Annotated in this window: 12 protein-coding genes and 1 pseudogene; 7 read left to right on the forward strand and 6 right to left on the reverse strand. The window is 73.0% G+C overall.

The window, feature by feature from the left end; translation table 11 throughout:
• Window positions 1-202: 202 nt before the first annotated feature.
• Together katG and D9753_RS02155 are read right to left on the reverse strand one after the other, a co-directional pair.
• Window positions 203-2,437 (reverse strand): catalase/peroxidase HPI, encoded by a 2,235-nt coding sequence (gene katG / locus D9753_RS02150; protein ID WP_121785462.1) that lies wholly within the window; start codon window positions 2,435-2,437, stop codon window positions 203-205.
• A 33-nt stretch (window positions 2,438-2,470) separates the two neighbouring features.
• Entirely contained in the window at window positions 2,471-2,908 is a 438-nt protein-coding gene (locus D9753_RS02155; protein WP_121785463.1) for a Fur family transcriptional regulator, read from the reverse strand.
• A gap of 705 nt (window positions 2,909-3,613) precedes the next feature.
• Between D9753_RS02155 and D9753_RS02160 the strand changes: the two genes are divergently transcribed.
• The 6 genes and pseudogenes from D9753_RS02160 to D9753_RS02185 all read left to right on the forward strand — a co-directional run bounded on the left by D9753_RS02160 (window position 3,614) and on the right by D9753_RS02185 (window position 9,915).
• A complete protein-coding gene (locus tag D9753_RS02160) occupies window positions 3,614-4,852 on the forward strand; it encodes an acyltransferase family protein (protein WP_121785464.1) in 1,239 nt (412 codons plus the stop codon).
• Between the two features lie 585 nt (window positions 4,853-5,437).
• A complete protein-coding gene (locus tag D9753_RS02165) occupies window positions 5,438-6,331 on the forward strand; it encodes an STAS domain-containing protein (protein WP_163010593.1) in 894 nt (297 codons plus the stop codon).
• Window positions 6,328-6,708: an STAS domain-containing protein gene (locus tag D9753_RS02170; protein ID WP_121785466.1), complete on the forward strand. Its 381-nt coding sequence runs from the start codon at window positions 6,328-6,330 to the stop codon at window positions 6,706-6,708. The genes D9753_RS02165 and D9753_RS02170 overlap by 4 nt, the downstream gene beginning before the upstream one ends.
• Window positions 6,708-7,154, forward strand: a complete 447-nt coding sequence (locus D9753_RS02175) for an anti-sigma regulatory factor (protein WP_121785467.1) — start codon at window positions 6,708-6,710, stop codon at window positions 7,152-7,154. Before D9753_RS02170 ends, D9753_RS02175 begins: the two co-directional genes overlap by 1 nt.
• Window positions 7,151-8,209, forward strand: a complete 1,059-nt coding sequence (locus D9753_RS02180; protein ID WP_205614032.1) for an ATP-binding SpoIIE family protein phosphatase — start codon at window positions 7,151-7,153, stop codon at window positions 8,207-8,209. The genes D9753_RS02175 and D9753_RS02180 overlap by 4 nt, the downstream gene beginning before the upstream one ends.
• Window positions 8,193-9,915 (forward strand): annotated as a pseudogene (locus tag D9753_RS02185) (PP2C family protein-serine/threonine phosphatase). The gene D9753_RS02180 and the pseudogene D9753_RS02185 overlap by 17 nt, the downstream one beginning before the upstream one ends.
• Before the next feature lie 112 nt (window positions 9,916-10,027).
• Here the strand turns inward: D9753_RS02185 and D9753_RS02190 are convergent.
• From D9753_RS02190 to D9753_RS02205, 3 genes are all read right to left on the reverse strand, one after another.
• Window positions 10,028-12,307: a catalase gene (locus D9753_RS02190; protein WP_121785469.1), complete on the reverse strand. Its 2,280-nt coding sequence runs from the start codon at window positions 12,305-12,307 to the stop codon at window positions 10,028-10,030.
• Window positions 12,308-12,754: 447 nt separating this feature from the next.
• Window positions 12,755-13,204 carry an Orn/Lys/Arg family decarboxylase gene (locus tag D9753_RS02195; protein WP_121785470.1) on the reverse strand — a complete coding sequence of 150 codons (450 nt, stop codon included), beginning with the start codon at window positions 13,202-13,204 and terminating at the stop codon, window positions 12,755-12,757.
• A gap of 616 nt (window positions 13,205-13,820) precedes the next feature.
• Window positions 13,821-14,165, reverse strand: a complete 345-nt coding sequence (locus tag D9753_RS02205; RefSeq protein WP_121785471.1) for an ANTAR domain-containing protein — start codon at window positions 14,163-14,165, stop codon at window positions 13,821-13,823.
• Window positions 14,166-14,298: 133 nt separating this feature from the next.
• Here D9753_RS02205 and D9753_RS02210 point away from each other — a divergent pair, with 133 nt between their 5' ends.
• Entirely contained in the window at window positions 14,299-15,252 is a 954-nt protein-coding gene (locus D9753_RS02210) for a helix-turn-helix transcriptional regulator (RefSeq protein WP_121785472.1), read from the forward strand.
• Between the two features lie 42 nt (window positions 15,253-15,294).
• Here D9753_RS02210 and D9753_RS02215 read toward each other — a convergent pair whose 3' ends face one another.
• Complete coding sequence (locus D9753_RS02215; protein ID WP_121785473.1) at window positions 15,295-17,835, reverse strand: discoidin domain-containing protein; 2,541 nt, start codon at window positions 17,833-17,835, stop codon at window positions 15,295-15,297.
• Window positions 17,836-17,875: the final 40 nt, after the last annotated feature.

A 17,875-nucleotide genomic window follows, 5' to 3' on the forward strand; every position in this document is an offset into this window, starting at 1 on the left:
ACCGACCGGTTGCGGGAGTTCCATCAGAGCGCCTGAACCGATCCCCCCGGACGACCGTACGCGCGGGCGGTGCGGCGGTGCTCGGCCGCCGGCGGCCCGGCGGCGGGAACCGGACTTGACCGCCCGGAAGCGGAAAAACGTCCGGGCCCGCCCCGTGGGGCGGACCCGGACGCGTCGGCCGGCGGGCCAGAGGATCCGGGGGTCAGACGAGGTCGAACCGGTCCGCGTTCATGACCTTGTCCCAGGCGGCGACGAAGTCCTTGACGAACTTCTCCTTCGCGTCGTCGCTCGCGTAGACCTCGGCGAGGGCGCGCAGTTCGGAGTTGGAGCCGAAGACGAGGTCGGCGCGGCTGCCGGCCCACCTCAGCTCGCCCGTGCCCGCGTCACGGCCCTCGAACGTGGTCTGGTCCTCGGAGGTCGCCTTCCACGTCGTCCCCAGGTCGAGCAGGTTGACGAAGAAGTCGTTGGTGAGGACGCCGGGCGTGTGGGTGAGGACGCCGAGCTGCGACTGCTGGTGGTTGGCGCCGAGGACGCGCAGGCCGCCGACGAGGACGGTCAGCTCGGGGGCGCTGAGGTCGAGCAGGTTCGCCTTGTCGAGCAGGAGGAACTCGGCCGGCAGCCGGTTGCCCTTGCCGAGGTAGTTGCGGAAGCCGTCCGCGGTCGGCTCCAGCGCCTCGAAGGACTCGGCGTCGGTGTGCTCCTCGGTGGCGTCCACGCGGCCCGGGGTGAAGGGCACCTGGACCTGGAAGCCGCCTTCCTCGGCGGCCTTCTCCACGGCGGCGACACCGCCGAGGACGATGAGGTCGGCCAGGGACACCTTGCGGGCCCCGGAGGAGGCGTTGAACTCCTGCTGGATGCCCTCGAGGGCGCGCAGCACCTGGGCGAGCTGGTCGGGGTCGTTGACCTCCCAGCCGCGCTGCGGGGCCAGCCGGATGCGGGCGCCGTTGGCGCCACCGCGCTTGTCGCTGCCGCGGAAGGTCGACGCGGACGCCCACGCGGTGGTGACCAGCCGGGAGACGCTGAGACCCGAGTCGAGCAGCTTGGTCTTCAGGGCCGCGATGTCCGCGTCGTCGATCAACTCGCCCTCGCGCTCGGGCAGCGGGTCCTGCCACAGCAGGGTCTCCTGTGGGACCTCCGGGCCGAGGTACAGCGACTTCGGGCCCAGGTCACGGTGCGTGAGCTTGTACCAGGCGCGGGCGAAGGCGTCCGCGAACTCCTGCGGGTTCTCGTGGAAGCGGCGGGAGATGGGCTCGTACACCGGGTCGAGGCGCAGCGCGAGGTCGGTGGTGAGCATCGCCGGGGCGATCCTCTTCGACGGGTCGTGGGCGTCCGGGACCGTGCCCTCGCCCGCGCCGTCCTTGGGCCGCCACTGCTTGGCGCCGGCCGGGGACTCGGTCAGCTCCCACTCGTAGCCGAAGAGGTTGTCGAAGAAGCCGTTGCTCCACCGGGTCGGCGTGGCGGTCCAGGTGACCTCCAGACCGGAGGTGATGGTGTCGGCGCCCTTGCCGGTGCCGTAGCTGTTCCGCCAGCCCAGGCCCTGCTCCTCGAAACCGGCGGCCTCGACGTCGGCACCGACGTGGTCGGCGGGGCCGGCGCCGTGGGTCTTGCCGAAGGTGTGGCCGCCGGCTATCAGGGCGACGGTCTCCTCGTCGTTCATCGCCATCCGGGCGAACGTCTCGCGGATGTCGCGGGCCGCGGCGAGCGGGTCCGGATTGCCGTTCGGGCCCTCGGGGTTGACGTAGATGAGGCCCATCTGGACGGCGCCGAGCGGGTTCTCCAGCTCACGGTCGCCGGTGTAGCGCTTGTCGTCCAGCCAGGTGGCCTCCGGACCCCAGTAGACGTCCTCCTCCGGCTCCCACACGTCCTCACGGCCGCCGCCGAAGCCGAAGGTCTCGAAGCCCATGGACTCCAGGGCCACATTGCCGGCGAGGATCAACAGGTCGGCCCACGAGATCCGCTGACCGTACTTCTTCTTCACCGGCCACAGCAGGCGGCGGGCCTTCTTGTCAAGGTTGACGTTGTCGGGCCAGCTGTTCAGCGGGGCGAAGCGCTGCTGGCCGGCGCCGGCACCGCCGCGGCCGTCGCTGATGCGGTAGGTGCCCGCGCTGTGCCACGCCATACGGACCATCAGGGGGCCGTAGTGACCGAAGTCGGCCGGCCACCAGTCCTGGGAGGTGGTGAGCACCTCCTCGATGTCCCGCTTCACGGCCGGGAGGTCCAGAGCACGGAACGCCTCGGCGTAATCGAAATCCTCACCGAGCGGGTTCGCCACGGCCGGGTTCTTGGCAAGTATCTTCAGGTTGAGCCGCTCCGGCCACCACTGACGGTTGCCTCCGCCCTGGGTCGGGTGCAGGGCACGGTCATGGGCGACGGGGCAACCGCCGCCCGCCCCGTCCGCCTTCGCGTCTGTGACGATCGCGTCGTGGTTCTCAGTCATGGCAATCCTTCCGAACTGTGCGGAACGTGGTGCTCAGGAACTGCGGCCGGTGGAACAGTCGGGGCAGGTGCCCCAGTACACGACCTCGGCCTCGTCGATGGCGAAGCCGCGGTCGTCCGAGGCGGTCAGGCAGGGCGCGTCGCCGACGGCGCAGTCGACGTCGGCGACGGCGCCGCACGACCGGCACACGATGTGGTGGTGGTTGTCACCCACGCGCCCTTCGAACCGGGCCGGATGGCCGGCCGGCTCGATCCGGCGCACGAGACCCGCGGCCGTCAGCGCGTGCAGAGCCTCGTAGACGGCTTGCAGAGAGATGTGGCCAACGCGCTCGCGGACTCCGGAGGCGATCGCCTCGACGCCGAGGTGGTCGCCGTCCCGGACGGTCTCCAGCAGCGCGACGCGGGCCGCCGTCACGCGCAGGCCAGCACCGCGGAGTTGTCCGGCGGTGGTCGGGGCCGGGGAGGCGGTCATGGCACTGAACCTACCGGCATAAACACGAGAGATTCAAGAAAACGAACGATGCAATTCTGGCCGTGTACCGGCACCGGAACGTCGCCTCCCGGCCACGGTCCTCCGAACGGGTGAGCCGGCGCCCTCGCGCGGGACGTCCGAGAACCCGGCCTGCGCGTGACGGCGGCCCGCGTCGCGCTGCCTGGGCGGCGGGCCGGCTGGTCAGATCGCTCAGCGCGACGGCCGGTTTCCCTGCGGCCGGCCGCCGCGCGGGGGGACCGACTGCGCGGCGGCTGACGCGGGTGGACCGACTGCGCGGCAGCTTTCACGGAAGCGCGGGAAGCCAAAGTCCGGCGACGCCCGCGACCGCGGCGAGCACCCGGCCTCTCGGCGAGCGCCCGCCACGACGGCGAACGCCCGACAGCGCAATGGGCGTCCGCCACCGCAGTGAGCGCCCGAGCCCACGGCCGGCCCGGGCCCACGCTCAGCGCCCGAGCCCACGGCCGGCCCGACACCCCGGTGAGCGCCTGACACCCCGACAGGCGCCCGACACCGCGATGGGTGTTCTCCCTCCCGTGGGTGCGGCCGGTCCCGCCGGCCCTGGCCCGCACGGTGGCCGGTCGTTCGGCAGCCGTGTGAAGTTCGGCATGCGGCGTGATGGGCGGGGGGTGGACGGGCAAAGGTCCCTTTCATGCCCCACGCGAATTCCCTGCGGCAGGTGATGCGATGACCACGGCGACGACCCGGACGCCACCCGCCAGTAGCGGCGCCCCGACCGTCCGGCTCTCCTCACCGGCCGTGCAGCCCTCCCTGCCCTCGCTCACCGGCCTGCGCTGGATGGCGGCGCTGCTGGTGTTCGGACTGCATGTGCACAATTTCGGCTACTTCGGCGGTACCGGTGGCCGCCTGGTGTCCTGGGGGTTCGGCGCCGGCGCCTCCGGAGTGTCGTTCTTCTTCCTGCTGTCCGGATTCGTACTGACCTGGTCGGCCCGGCCCCGCGACCGCGCCCTCGCCTTCTGGCGGCGGCGTATCGCCCGTGTCTACCCGGTGCACCTGGTCACCCTCGCCGTCGCGTTGGTCATGGCCCACACGCTGACGCACCAGGCAAGGCCGACCGCGCACCAGACCCTCGCGAACGCGCTGCTGCTGCACTCCTGGTGGCGCCCGTGGTGGCAGACCCTGAACCCGGTCAGCTGGTCCCTGGCCTGCGAGGCGTTCTTCTACGCCGCCTTCCCGGCGCTGATCTCGCTGCTGCGCCGGCTCGGCGCACGCGGCTCGACCGCGCTGGGCGGACTGTCGGTGGCCGCGGTCATGGTGCTGGCCTGGGCGGAGGCCCACCACTGGTGGGACCGGTCGGTCTACTCGTTGCCCGCCGCGCGGCTGCCCGAGTTCGTGCTCGGCGCGGTCACCGCGCGGCTGGTGCTGCTCGGCCGCTGGCGCGGGCCGGGGCTGGAGGCGTCGCTCGCCCTCGCGGTCATCGGCTACTTCCTCGTCCCGCAGGTGACACCCGGCTACTCCGCCACCGTGTGCACCATCGCCGGGTTCGCCCTGCTGATCCCCGCGGCGGCCGTCGCGGACCTGCACGGGCTGCCGTCCCTGTGGCGCCACCGGCGGATGGTGCGGCTCGGGGAGCTGTCGTTCGCCTTCTACATGATCCATCTGCTGGTGCTGCGGGCCGCCACGAGCGTGCTGGGTACGAAGCCGCGCTTCGGCGTCCTGACCGGTACGGCCGTCACCACGGCCGCGTTCGCCGTGGCGCTGGCCCTTTCCTGGACGCTGTACGAGGGGGTGGAGCGCCCGGCGAGACGGCTGCTGCTGCGCCGCCGGCCGGCCCGGCGCCCGCAGACGATCCCGTCGCCGGAGCCGGAAGCGGTGCCGGCAGGACAGCCGGAGGCGGTGTTCCCTGTCCGGACCGCGTCCGGAGACGGTACCGGTCTGCCGGGAGGCGGCGGTGCCGGGGCGTGACTGACGGCGTCGCCGGCCGGGGTCGGCATTCGGGGCCGGTGCTCGGCGAGTCGTCCTGTTCCTCCGCGCTGGTCCCCTGCGGGCGGCCGGGAGCCGGTCGCACGCGTGGGTGACGTCGGCAACAGCGAGGAGAGCCCGGCGGGTTCCGGGGTAGGCGGCACCCGACATCGGCCCGGCGGTACACACCGACGCGCCGGTACCGCTCGATCACACGGAAGGAGCCGTGTCGACGTGCGCGGGAAACACACCGGGGTGAGCCGGGGGCCGGACGCCGGCTCGTCCGCCGCCGCCTCCGCCCACCGCCGGTTTGTGCCGTCGCGTGCCGGGGCGCGCCCCGGTCACCGCTCCCGTTCCCGGCCGGTGACGGGGGCGGGGGAACGATCGCCGGCGCCCTGAGCGACGGCGTGACGGCGGCCGGAACGACGTCCCGGTACCGCCGCTTCCGGTGCGGAGGGGAACGTGGTCCTGTGGCCGCCCGAGGGTTTGGCCAGGTCGGACACCGAGGGCTACGGTGGGCGGTCGGCGATGAGCGGCTCAGGGGAGCCGGCCGACCGGCGTCGGCACCTGACTGTGCGAGAGGAGAGCATGAGAGTGCCGGAGCAGGACGTGGCCGGATCGGCGCCGCAGGTGGTGAGCGCCTTCCTGGAACGGCGCAGGGAGCGGATCGCCCAGCGCTGGGCCGACGCCCCTTTGTTCCGCTCGGTCTTCACCGTCTCCCGCGACGAGGCGGTCGAGGCGTGCAGGGCCGTGGTGGACGCGCTGTCCGAGGTGGCCGTCAGCGGTCGGCTGGAGGACATCGAGGCGCCCGGGTGCGCGGCGGTGCGCGACCAGTTGGGCCGGATGACGCACACCCGGACGCGTACCGGATCGACCCCGGCGCAGATCGCCGACGAGGTCGCCGCGCTGCGCGCACCCGCGGTCGAGCTGCTGCGCGAGGAGTTCACCGACCCCGCCGCCCCGCACGTCCAGGAGAGTGTGCTGGCGCTGACCCTGCTGATGGGGACGCTGCGCCTGGTGGTGCTGGAGACGGCGCTGGACGCGAACGCGGAGCTGATCGAGCGGCAGCGGCAGCAGTTGCTCGAAGTGGCCACCCCGGTCATCAAACTGTGGGAGGGCACGGTCGCCGTACCGCTGATCGGGACGCTGGACAGTGCGCGCAGCCAGGTGGTGATGGAGTCGCTGCTGGAGGCCATCGTCGACCAGCGCGCCCGGTACGCCATCCTCGACATCACCGGGGTGCCGACCGTCGACTCGCTCGTCGCGCAGCACCTGATGAAGACGGTCGCCGCGGCACGCCTGATGGGTGCCGAATGCATCGTCTCCGGGATCCGCCCGGCCATCGCGCAGACCATCGTGCAGCTCGGCATCGACCTCGGCTCGGTACTCACCCGGGCCTCGCTGTCCGACGCGCTCGCGTACGCGCTGGGCCGGCAGGGCATAGAGGTGTCCCGTGCGGACGCGGGTGCGAGCGCCCGGTGAGCCAGCCCACTCCCCTTCACTCCCCCCAGGTCCCGGTGCTCGCTCTGGGCGACGTCCTGCTCGTCTCCCTGCAGGGCGAGCTGCACGACGGCATGGCCGAACAGCTCCAGCACGAGATCACCAGCCGCATCGCCACGAGCCGGGTGACCGGCGTGGTGCTCGACATCTCCGGTGTGGACATCGTCGACTCGTTCCTGGGGCGGGTGCTCGCGGAGATCGCCTCCACGGCCCGGCTGCTGGCGGCCCGTACGGTGCTCGCCGGCATGCGGCCCGCCGTGGCGATCACCCTGGTCGAGCTGGGGCTCGCGCTGCCCGGACTGGTCACCGCCCTGGACGTCGACCGTGCCATGGAACTGCTGTCCCAGGGGAGGAGCTGATGCAGGTGTCCGGCCAGGCGCCCGCGACGAGTCTGCCCATCGGCTCGGACGCGGATCTGGCCTGGGTCCGTCAGGAGGTGCGGCAGTGCGCGGCGCAGCTCGGTTTCGGTCTGGTGCAGCAGACCAAGCTGGTCACTGCGGCGAGCGAGCTGGCCCGCAACACGCTGGTGCACGGTGGTGGCGGACGGGTGGAGATCACGCCCCTGGACAACGGCCGGAGCCGCGGGCTGCGGATGCGTTTCATCGACAGCGGTCCCGGCATCCGCGACCTGGAACTGGCCATGACCGACGGCTACACCTCCGGCGGCGGTCTGGGACTCGGACTGAGCGGAGCGAAGCGGCTCGTGCAGGAGTTCAGCGTCGACACCGAACCCGGCCGGGGCACGACCGTCACGGCCGTCGCCTGGGTGGCCCAGGTTCCCGCGTCACGTCCGGTGCTGGGATGAGCCGGGTGTGGGAGGTCCCGGTGCACGACTCCACGCGGGTCCGGGACGCCCGGACCGCGGCTCAGGAGGCGTGCGCGGAGGCGGGCCTCGACCCGGCGCGCACCGCCGCCTCGGAGCTGGTCGCCACCGAGCTGGCCACCAACCTGCTCAGGCACGCGGGCGGCGGGCAGATGGTGGTGAACCTCGTGGCGTCGCCGGCCGGCGCGGGCACGTCGGTCCAGGTGTTCTCGCTCGACCACGGGCCGGGCTTCGCGGACGCCGAGACAGTCCTGCGGGACGGCTGCTCCACCGCCGCCGGCTCGCTCGGCGCGGGCCTGGGGAGCTGTCTGCGCAGCGCGAACGCGTTCCATCTGTACAGCCTGCCGGGCCGTGGGACGGTGGCGACGGCCCGGATCGACCCGGAGCCCGGCACCGGCGGGACCGCGGTCCCGCCGGTGCCGGCGGGCGGGATCACGACCGCGCTCTCCCAGGCGGACGTGTGCGGTGACGCCTGGGGCTGGGTGCGCTCCGGCGGCCTGGTGACCCTGTTGCTCGCCGACGGTCTCGGGCACGGTCCGAAGGCCGCCCACGCGTCCACGGCGGCGAAGGCGGAACTACGCCGCGCCGCGCACCTGCCGCCGGCGGAGATCCTGCGCCGGCTGCACGTGGCGCTGCGGCCGACCCGGGGCCCGGCGGTCACGGTGGCACAGGTGGACACGGACCGTGCGGAACTGTCCCTCGCCGGCGTCGGGAACGTCGCCGCCCGGGTGCGTACCGGGGACGGCTGGGCGTCGCACGTCGCCCAGCCGGGGATCGTCGGGGCGTACTTCCCGGCGCACGTCCCCGTGCGCCGGCTGCCGTGGCGCCGGGACAGTCTGCTCGTGGTGCACAGTGACGGGCTGCCCAGCCGCTGGACGCCGCCGGAGGATCCCCGGCTGCTCGCCCACGACCCGTCGGTGGTGGCGGCGGCGATCCTGCGGGAAGCGGGCAGTCCCGCCCGCCCCGCACGCGACGACACCAGTGTGGCCGTACTGGCCCCCGACCGCCGGAACGACCCTCATGACAGCCGACTCTGACGCCTGGACCATCGCCTCCGCCGCCGACGCGGCCCGCGTCCGTGCCCTGCTCGCACGGCTCACCGCCGACGCGGGCGTGCCCGCGCTCGACCGCGCGCGGTTCCTGGCCGCGCTCGGCACCCGGCTGCGCGGCGGCCTCGGTGTGGGGCCCGCGGAGCTGACGGTGAGTGACCGCCGAGCCGTCCGGGGCTGCCGGGACGGGCGGGACGCTGCGGTTCGTGCTCGACGGGCCGGAGCCCTGGCAGCACACCCTCGCCTGCCCCGAGTCCGTGGCCGGGCCGCTGCCCGGGCCGGGTGACATCGTGCTCGCCGAGGCACTGCTGGACGCCGACGAGGCCGCCGCCGGTCTGCTGGCGCACCTGGACGAGGCGGAGGGACTGGTCCGCTTCCACCGGGAGGAGCTGCACCAGACCAACCAGGGCGTCCTGGCGCTGCACGCCGAGCTGGAGGCCGCGGCGCTGGCGCAGCGTGAGTACCTGGAGGCCGAGCGGGCGGCACGCGCGGAGGCGGAGAACGCCCGTCGGCTGCTGACCTTCCTGGCCGATGCCAGCGCGGCCCTCAACGCCTCCCTGGACCACGAGGACATCCTGCGCCGGCTGCCCGGACTGCTGGTCCCGGAGTACGCCCGGCACGTCGACACCTGGTTCGTGGACGACGAGGAGGCCCCGCCGGGCGAGCGGGCGGCGGCCACGGTGACCGCGGCCCGTACCGGCCGCCCGCAGCACGCCGGCGCCCACCCCGGCGGGCTGCCGGGCGTGGACGACCTGCCGGCCTCGCCGCTGTCCCCGGACCGGCCGCTGCTGTGCCTGCCGCTCGGCGCGCGCACCGTGCGGGGCGTGCTGACACTGTCCGCGCCGGGCGACCGCTTCGACGCGGACACCACCGTCATGCTGCTGGAACTGGCCCGGCGCGCGGGTATCGCCCTGGACAACGCCCGGGCCTACGAGCAGCACCGGGACGTCGCCGAGGCCCTCCAGCGGGCCCAGCTCACCGAGCTGCCCGACACCGCGGGTCTCGCGCTGGCCGCCCGCTACCTGCCGGCGACGTACGGGCTGAACATCGGCGGTGACTGGTACGACGCGTTCCCGCAGCCCGACGGCAGTGTGCTGACGGTGATAGGCGACGTCACGGGTCACGGGCTGCGCGCGGCGGTCATCATGGGCCAACTGCGCACCGCGCTGCGCGCCTACGCCGTCGAGGGCAACGGACCGGCTCGGATCCTGACCCTGCTGCACCGGATGCTGCGCCATCAGGAGCCGGAGCTGTACGCGACGTGTGCGATCGCCCGGTTCACCCCCGGCGAGCCCGGGGTGGTCTGGGCGGCGGCCGGGCATCCGCCCGCGCTCGCGCGCGGCCCCGGGGGCGAGGTACGGGTGCTGGACGCCAGACCCGGGATCATGCTGGGGGTGCCGATGCCGTACGAGTACGAGGAGTACACCGTCGAGTTGCCGGCGGGTTCCACTCTCGCGCTGTACACGGACGGTCTGGTGGAGCGGCGGTCCGCGGGGATCGACGCGGGCATCGACCGGCTGGCCCAGGCGATGGGCGCGCTCGGCGAGCTGGAGCTGGAGGATCTGGACGCGGCGGCCGACTCGGTGCTGAAGCCGATGCTGCACGACTCCGAACACGACGACGACATCTGCCTGTTGCTGTGCCGCACCACCCAGGACATCGGGCAGGACATAGCGCAAGACGTTCAGGAGTGACCGGTCCTCGGGCCGGCGCTGTCGCGGCCCCCGGCGATGCCGGGGTGTCGTCGCGTACGGCCCCTCGGTGACCCGCGGGCGGACCCGTGGTCACCGAGGGGCCGTCGGCGCGTCAGGCGGCGGACGGGAAGCGTTCCCAGACCCGGTGGCCGCCGAGCAGTCCGGTGAGCTGCTGGAGCACGGCACTCGCCGTGTCGCCGGTGACGACGCCGGGCGCGTCGAGCGGGATACCGACCGCTTCCAGCGCGCTCTGCCCGCCGCTGGTGGCGCCGATGGCCTTGCCGTGCCGGTACGCCTCCGCCAGCAGCAGTCCGACCCGCGGGTCGGGGGTGGCCTGCTGCACGGTTGGCCGGCCCGCCTTGGCGTCGCGGGCTCCGTAGGCGTCGGCGCCCACGCCGGGCGTGCCGGCCACCAGGAGGGCGTCGAACTCCACGGAACGGGCGGTGGCATAGGTCCGCTGGACGGTCAGGGCGTCGTCGCCGTCGCCGAGGGTGCCGCCGGCCGGTGCGACCACGAGCGGGACCATGCCGCCGGCCAGCACCTCCTGGCGCACGGCGCGGACGCCGTCGAGGTCGCCGTCGGGGCCGGTGATGATGCCGATGATCCGGCCGTCGGCGGGCCAGATCCGGCCCACCTGGGAGAGGGCGGGGCTGGGCTCGACGTCGGCCAGGGGCTCGGTGGGCTCGGGGGCGGGCAGTCCGAGGCCGGCGGCGACGCCCGCGCACAGCTCCGGGTCGATGTTCGCCAGGGTCTGCAACGCCCTCTCCTTGATGGCCTGTTCGTAGCACTTGGCGAGTTCGAAGGTGTAGGCGCCGATGATGTGCTCGCGCTCGACGGGGCTCATGCTGAGCCAGAACCGACGGGGCTGGCTGTAGTGGTCGCCGAACGACTCGGGGGCCTCACGGACCTTGGCCGCCTCCGGGACCCGTACGGGCGTCTCGATGTAGGCGCCCATGTCCGCGCCCGCGGTGAACGGGCAGCCGCCGTCGAGGGAGTTGGGCCGGTAGGGGGCGACTCCCCGGTGCACGGCCGTCTGGTGGAAGCCGTCGCGGAGCATGTCGTTGACGGGGGCTTGCGGCCGGTTGATCGGGATCTGCGGGAAGTTGGGGCCGCCCAGCCGGGTGATCTGGGTGTCGAGGTAGGAGAAGAGACGGCCGGCGAGCAGCGGGTCGTCGGTGATGTCGATGCCGGGGACGAGGTGGCCGACGTGGAAGGCGACCTGTTCGGTCTCGGCGAAGAAGTTCGTCGGGTTGCGGTTGAGCGTGAGCAGTCCGATGGGCTGAACGGGGGCGAGTTCCTCGGGCACGATGTTGGTCGGGTCCAGCAGGTCGATGCCCTCGAACGTCTGGTCGGGGGTGTCGGGGAAGGTCTGGATGCCGAACTCCCACTCGGGGTGGGCGCCCGCTTCGATGGCGTCGTAGAGGTCGCGGCGGTGGAAGTCGGGGTCGACGCCGCCCGCGATCTGCGCCTCCTCCCACACCAGGGAGTGCACGCCCAGCCTGGGCTTCCAGTGGAACTTCACCAGGGTCGTCTCGCCGGCGGCGTTGACCAGGCGGAAGGTGTGGACGCCGAAGCCCTCCATCGTGCGGTACGAGCGGGGGATGCCCCGGTCGGACATGTTCCACAGGGTGTGGTGGGTGGCCTCGGTGTGCAGGGTGACGAAGTCCCAGAAGGTGTCGTGGGCGCTCTGGGCCTGCGGGATCTCCCGGTCGGGGTGCGGTTTGCCGGCATGGATGACGTCCGGGAACTTGATCGCGTCCTGGATGAAGAACACCGGGATGTTGTTGCCGACGAGGTCGAAGACGCCCTCGCTGGTGTAGAACTTCGTCGCGAAGCCGCGGGTGTCACGGACGGTGTCCGCGGAGCCCCGGGAGCCGAGCACGGTGGAGAAGCGGACGAACACCGGTGTCTCGACGTCCTCGGCGAGGAAGGCCGCCTTGGTCACGTTGGCCGCGGTGCCGTAGCTGCGGAACACGCCGTGCGCGCCGGCGCCGCGGGCGTGGACCACGCGCTCGGGGATGCGCTCGTGGTCGAAGTGCATGACCTTCTCCCGCAGGTGGTGGTCCTGGAGGAGCACCGGGCCGCGGGGGCCCGCCTTGAGCGAGTGGTCGGTGTCGTACCGCCGGACGCCCTGGGCGTCGGTCAGGTAGCTGCCGCTCTGGGCCGTCCGCGCCTGGTCGGCGCCGGTCGGCTGCCCCGTCGGCGAGACGGTGGCCGGGCCGCCCTGGTCGGGCTTGGGGGGCAGCGGCTCACGGGGTTCGGTCGGCTCGGCGACCGACGGCGACTCGGCCCCCGGCTTGCCGGGGATGCCGTCCTCCGGGCCCGTGGGCCCGCTCTGGAGCGCGTCGGCCACCTTGTCCGCCGCTCGCTTCAGGGGGTTCGTCTCGCTCATCAACACCAATTCCTTCACTGGTCACGGACGGTCCCGCCACTACCCGGGGCGGGCGGGTGTCCGATGCGCGGTGGTCGTGGCCCGGACCTGCGGCCGGCGGCAGGCACCGGCGGGGGAAAAGCCCGGGAAAGGGGGCGTAGGGGCCTGCGGACAGGGGTCCCCGGGCCGGGGCGTCCGAAACCGGCGATCGCGAAGATCTCCGGTCGGGGTGAAGCCGGGCCGTCTCTTGTCGAGTTGCCGGGACGGCGGGCCCGCCGGACGCGCTGGTCCGGACCCGGGGACCATCAGCGGGGCCACGTGCCTGCCCGCCGACGATGAGTCCGCCGGCAGGGCGGGGTCCCTGGCCCCGAACGGGCGCGCACCGCTCCGCCCGCGTACGCCACCCTAGGCGCCGTGGGCGGTTCGCGCAGTCCGGGACGGGCCGGTGCGGGCCCGGGGGCCGACGGGTCACGGGCGTGCCGTGACCCGCACGGTCTCCGGGGTCGGGTCCGCCGCGTAGGAGATCAGGAAGCCGTGGGCAAGGCCGCTGCGCAGACGATCGAGGACCTCCGGGGTGATCACCTCGCCCGGCGCCTCGACGGGCACGCCCGGCGGGCAGGGGCTGATCGTCCCGGCGGCGATCCGGCCCACGGCCTTTTCGGCGGGCACCTGTTCGGCCGGGCCGAAGAAGGCGTCGCGGGGCAGCACCGCCTGTTCCGGCGCACCTTGGGACCGGCGGCGGTCGTCCAGGCCGTTGAGGCCGAGCATGTCGGAGCGGAAGACGTCGATGCCGAGGATCTCGGCCACGCGGGGATCGGCCCCGCCGCCCTGTGTGTGCCCGGGTGGCCCGAACCCCACGTCCCCGCGTCGCAGGAACTCCCGCGGAGCTTCCAGGACGGGTACACGTGGGTGATCCATGGCTGTCCTCCTGAGCTGGTCGGTGCCGCGTACACCGTGTTGCACCCACTGCCGTGCCCAAACCCGGCCGGGCCGGTGCAGCCGTTCGGTGGAACCCGGCTCCGGCACACGGCCCACACGCCGCCGAACCGCAGGAGGACTTGTGCCGCTGTAGCACCGGGTCCGGGAGGAGGTCGCGCGGCGCGCGGACGCGCTGTGGGCCGTGGCGTCGGCCCCGCACGCCGACCCGGACCGCGTTCGCCGAGCACCGGGCGGCGGCGCTGCTCACGGGCGAGCCGGAACGCGCGGGGTTCGAGGTACGACGGGAGACCGCGGGCCTGCCGACCACGTGCACGGCGCGCTCGGGCCGGGGCGGGCCGGTGGTGGCGTTCCCCTGGAGTACGACGCCCTGCCCGGGCCGGGAGGACGCCGGTGGGCACACCGGAGTTCGCCCGGGCGGCGGCGTCGGAGCGGGCCCGCCGTGCCCTGCCGGCGGTGCTGGAGGCGCCGGCCTGCACGGCCGTGGACGTGCTGCGGGACGCGAACGTGCGCGGGCGCGCGTGGGAGGGCCTGCGCCGGGCTGCGGGCTGCCCGTATACACCCGCGCGGCCCGGCGGCGGGCCGCGGTGGGGCCCGCTCAGCCCGGCGCGGTGCGCCGTACTTCGCGTTCCTCGCCCGGTCCGTCGGCGGCGGCACGCACCTGCCGCAGGGCGGCGGGCAGCGCCCGGCGGATCGCGTCCGGCAGCCGGCCGGAGGAGGGCCACTCCACCAGGCAGCGTGCCACCTCCCGCATCTTGGTATTGGTGTGCTGCGACACGTGCTTCAGCACGTCCCAGCCCTGTTGCGGGCGCAGACCGGCCGCGGCGATGACCACACCGATCGCCTGGTCGACCAGCGCGTGCGAGACGAGGGCCTGACGTAGCTGGCCGACCTCCTCCCGCAGCGCGTCGGTCCGGTCCGCCTGCTCGTCACATCCGATCATGCGATCACCCTGTGCAGCGGGCCCCGTCCCAAACAGCCGCCGGGCGAACAACATTGCGGGACGGTGTACCGAAAACGAAAAATCGCTGGTCAGACGGCACATGAACAGGCGATTAAGGGGCAAGTGGGCGGGTATGGAATCCCTCACTTTCGACAGCGACGACCTGGAGGTGACGGAGGACTTCCTCAGCCGGGCCTACGCCAGGATGCGCATCGCCAGCGCCACTCCCGGCTCCGGCCACGTCAGCGTCCACCGCGCCGGGCTGTCCTCGGTGAGCGTCGACGAACTCGCCCTCGACTTCGAGATGAGCTACTCCGTGTCCCCGCTGGGCCGGATCTGCCTGGGCGTGGTGCACGAGGGCACCGTGCGGGACCATGGCTTCTGGGGGGTCGAGGACACCTTCGGACCGGGTGACGTGGTGCTGTTCGCGCCGCCGGACCTGCCGTACACGGGGCGGATCTGCCACGCCCGCTACAACGTCACCATGCTGGACCCGGCGCTGCTCGCCCAGGTGGCCGCGGGCCCGGCCGGCTCGCCGCCGGTACGGCTGACCGGTCACCGGCCGCGCTCGGCCGCGGCGGCCCGCCAACTGAGCGGTACGATCGCCCATCTGCGCGACCATGTGCTGTCCGACCCCCAGATCGCGGACCAGCCGCTGATCGCCGCCACGGCCGCCCAGCACCTCGCGGCGAGCGTCCTGGCCGCGTTCCCCAACACGGCTCTGGACGAGCCGACCGGAGCCGACCGGCACGACGCGCACCCGGCGATGCTGCGCCGCGCGCTCGCCTACATCGACGACCACGCCGACCAGCCCGTCACGGTCGCCGACATCGCCGCCGCGGCCCATGTGACGGTGCGCGCGCTCCAGTACGCCTTCCGCCGGCATCTGGGCACGACACCGCTCGCCCATCTGCGCCGGGTGCGGCTCGCGCACGCTCATCAGGACCTGGTGAACGCCGATCCCGGCACCGGGACGACGGTCGCCTCGATCGCGGCCCGCTGGGGTTTCCACCATCCGGGCCGTTTCGCCTCCCTCTACCGGCAGACCTTCCGGCGGACTCCGCACGAGTCGCTCTCCGACGGCTGACGGGCGTCCCGGGCGGGGACTCCACCCGGGACGCGGGACGGTCTACGGGAAGGACGTCACCTTGGACGGGACGGTACCGGTCCCCGAGGTGGGTGCGCCGGTGCTGTTGACGACGTGGGCGTACTGGCCCTGGCCGCCGAGGGAGATCACCAGCAGGTCGTGCATCCGGATGCCGGAGGTGGTGGGCACCTGGAAGCCGTGGGCCTGCACGATGGACGGGTCGGCCGTGTAGTTGCAGTAGCTGCCCAGTCCCCAGGCCTCGTGGGTGGTGACGGTGTCGGCGACCTTGTAGGCCGCGTAGCCGGTGATGCCGTCGTGGGTGACGGCGGCGGCGTTCGGGGCGTCGTACGCCTTCTCGTTCTGGAAGAAGATGGTCCGGCCGCGTTCTCCGGACCAGTAGACGTCGTACTTGTTGAAGTGCTCGACGAACAGGCCGGTGGCGAGGACGTCGTTGCCGTTGACCCGCAGGCCGTAGTCGGCGCGGTCGGTGTTCCAGCCGACGCCGCTGCCGTGGTCGGCGCGCCAGAGCCAGGTGTGGTCGATGATGACGTTGTTGCTGTTCACCACGACCGAGTTGGTGGCGAGGCCGGGTCCGGCGCCGCCGATCCGGACGAACACGTCCTGCATGGTGGTGGGGTCGGCGGAGTGGTCGGCGGTGGAGCCGGGCGTGCCGATCCGCAGGAGCGTGTCGGAGTTGACCGAGCCCGCGTCGATCAGGAAGCCCGCGAGCCTGACGCCGTCGACATCGGCGACGTGCATCGCGTCGACGCCGTTGTCCGGGACCAGGGTGGCGAGACCGAGTCCGAGGACGACCGTGTCGGCGCGGGTGACGTCGAGGGTCTGGTCGAGGTGGTAGACGCCGGGCGTGAACAGCAGGTTGAGGCCCTGGGCGAGGGCCGCGTTGATGGTGGCGGCCGTGGCGCCCGGCTTGACGACGTAGAACTGGTCGAGCGGGAGGGCCGTGCCGGCGTCGGCCGGCCAGGAGACGCCCCGGGCGCCGGTGCGCTTGGCCGGCACGAACACCTTGTAGGCGCCACCGTCGAGGTAGAGGAAGGGCTTCTCCCGGGAGACGGGGGTGGTGTCCAGCGTGGTGTACGGGCCGTTGTCGAAGTTGGTCGCCGGGGCGCCCTGGACCCCGGAGAACGTCATGTTCCACACGCCGTTGCTCCAGCCGCCGACCGAGCTGTCGCGGGTGTACCACTGCTGCTGGGAGTACGGGCCCACCGTGCCGTCGACCTTCGAGTCCGCGATGTAGCCGCCGGAGGCCCAGCCGTAGCCGTTCGGGGCGAGGTTGAGGCCGCCCTGGACGTGGACGCGGCGGAACGGCGCGGCCTGGGCGACGGCCCAGCGGTCGGTGCCGTTCGACGGCTTGATGGCGAGGTTCTCCGCCGAACGCCAGAAGTTCTGGGTGGCGTTGCCGTTGAACCAGCCCGCGTCCACGGTGACATCGCCGTTGATCCGGGTGTCGTCGGGGTTCAGCCCCAGTCCGGAGATCGAGGTGTAGAAGCCGATCTGGGCGTTGATCCCGTTGTACGTGCCGGGCTTGAGCAGGAACTGGTAGCGGCCGCTGCCGAACTGGGCCGACTCCTGCTTGGCGAAGACGTCGTCGAACTTCTGCTGGAGGTTGGGGGTGGAGGGGTCGACGACGATGACGTTGGGGCCGAGGTCGCCGCCGCCCTGGACCGGCGGGACACCGGTGGTGCCGGTGTGCACGGCGACCTCCCACAGCGAGTAGCCGTAGCCTGTGCCGCGAGCGGTGCCGAGCATCCGGACGTACCGCCCCGAGCCGCTGACGTCGTACGACGCCGTGCCGCCGGTGGCGCCGGTGACGGTCTTGAGGGTGCTCCAGCTCTGCCCGTCGGCGGAGGCCTGGAGCTGGAAATCCTTGCCGTAGGCGGCTTCCCAGTTCAGGTCGACCTTGCACAGGTCCTGGACGGAGCCGAGGTCGACCTGGAGCCACTGCGGGTCGGCGGCCTGGCTGGACCAGCGGGTCGTGGTGCTGCCGTCGAAGGCGGCGGAGGCGGGCGTGCCGGCGTTCTCGGTGGAGGAGGCGGTGGCGGTCCTGCCCTGGGCGGCGTTCGCGGTGCCGCAGCCGGACCCGCTGCCGCTCGTGCTGCCGAACACCTGGAACTCCCAGAGGGAGTAGCCGTACGAGGTGGCCCGGTGCACGCCGAGCATCCGTACGTAGCGGCCCTGCCCGGACACGTCGAGCGTGTCGAGGCCGCCGTCGGAGCCGGTGACGGACTTCAGGTCGGTCCAGGTGCTCCCGTTGCCGGATATCTGGACGTTGTAGTCCTTGCCGTAGGCGGCCTCCCAGTTCAGGACCACCCGGGTGACGGTGGCGGTGCCGCCCAGGTCGACCTGGAACCACTGGTCGTCGCCGGCGGCCGAGGACCAGCGGGTCCCGGTGTCGCCGTCGACGCCCAGGGCGGCGGTGGTGCCGTTGTTCTCCTCGGACGACGCGGTGGCCGTCCTCCCCTGCGACAAGGGGGTTTCGGCCGCGGCGGCCGAGGGATGTGTGGCGGGGAGGGCGATCAGCGCTGCCATGGCGGACAGCGCGACGCCCAGGGATCTCAGTCTCATGCGGCGGCTCCAGACGGCTCGGGGGTCAAGCGGCTGACCC

The organism is Streptomyces dangxiongensis (genome assembly GCF_003675325.1).
GTDB lineage: Bacteria > Actinomycetota > Actinomycetes > Streptomycetales > Streptomycetaceae > Streptomyces > Streptomyces dangxiongensis.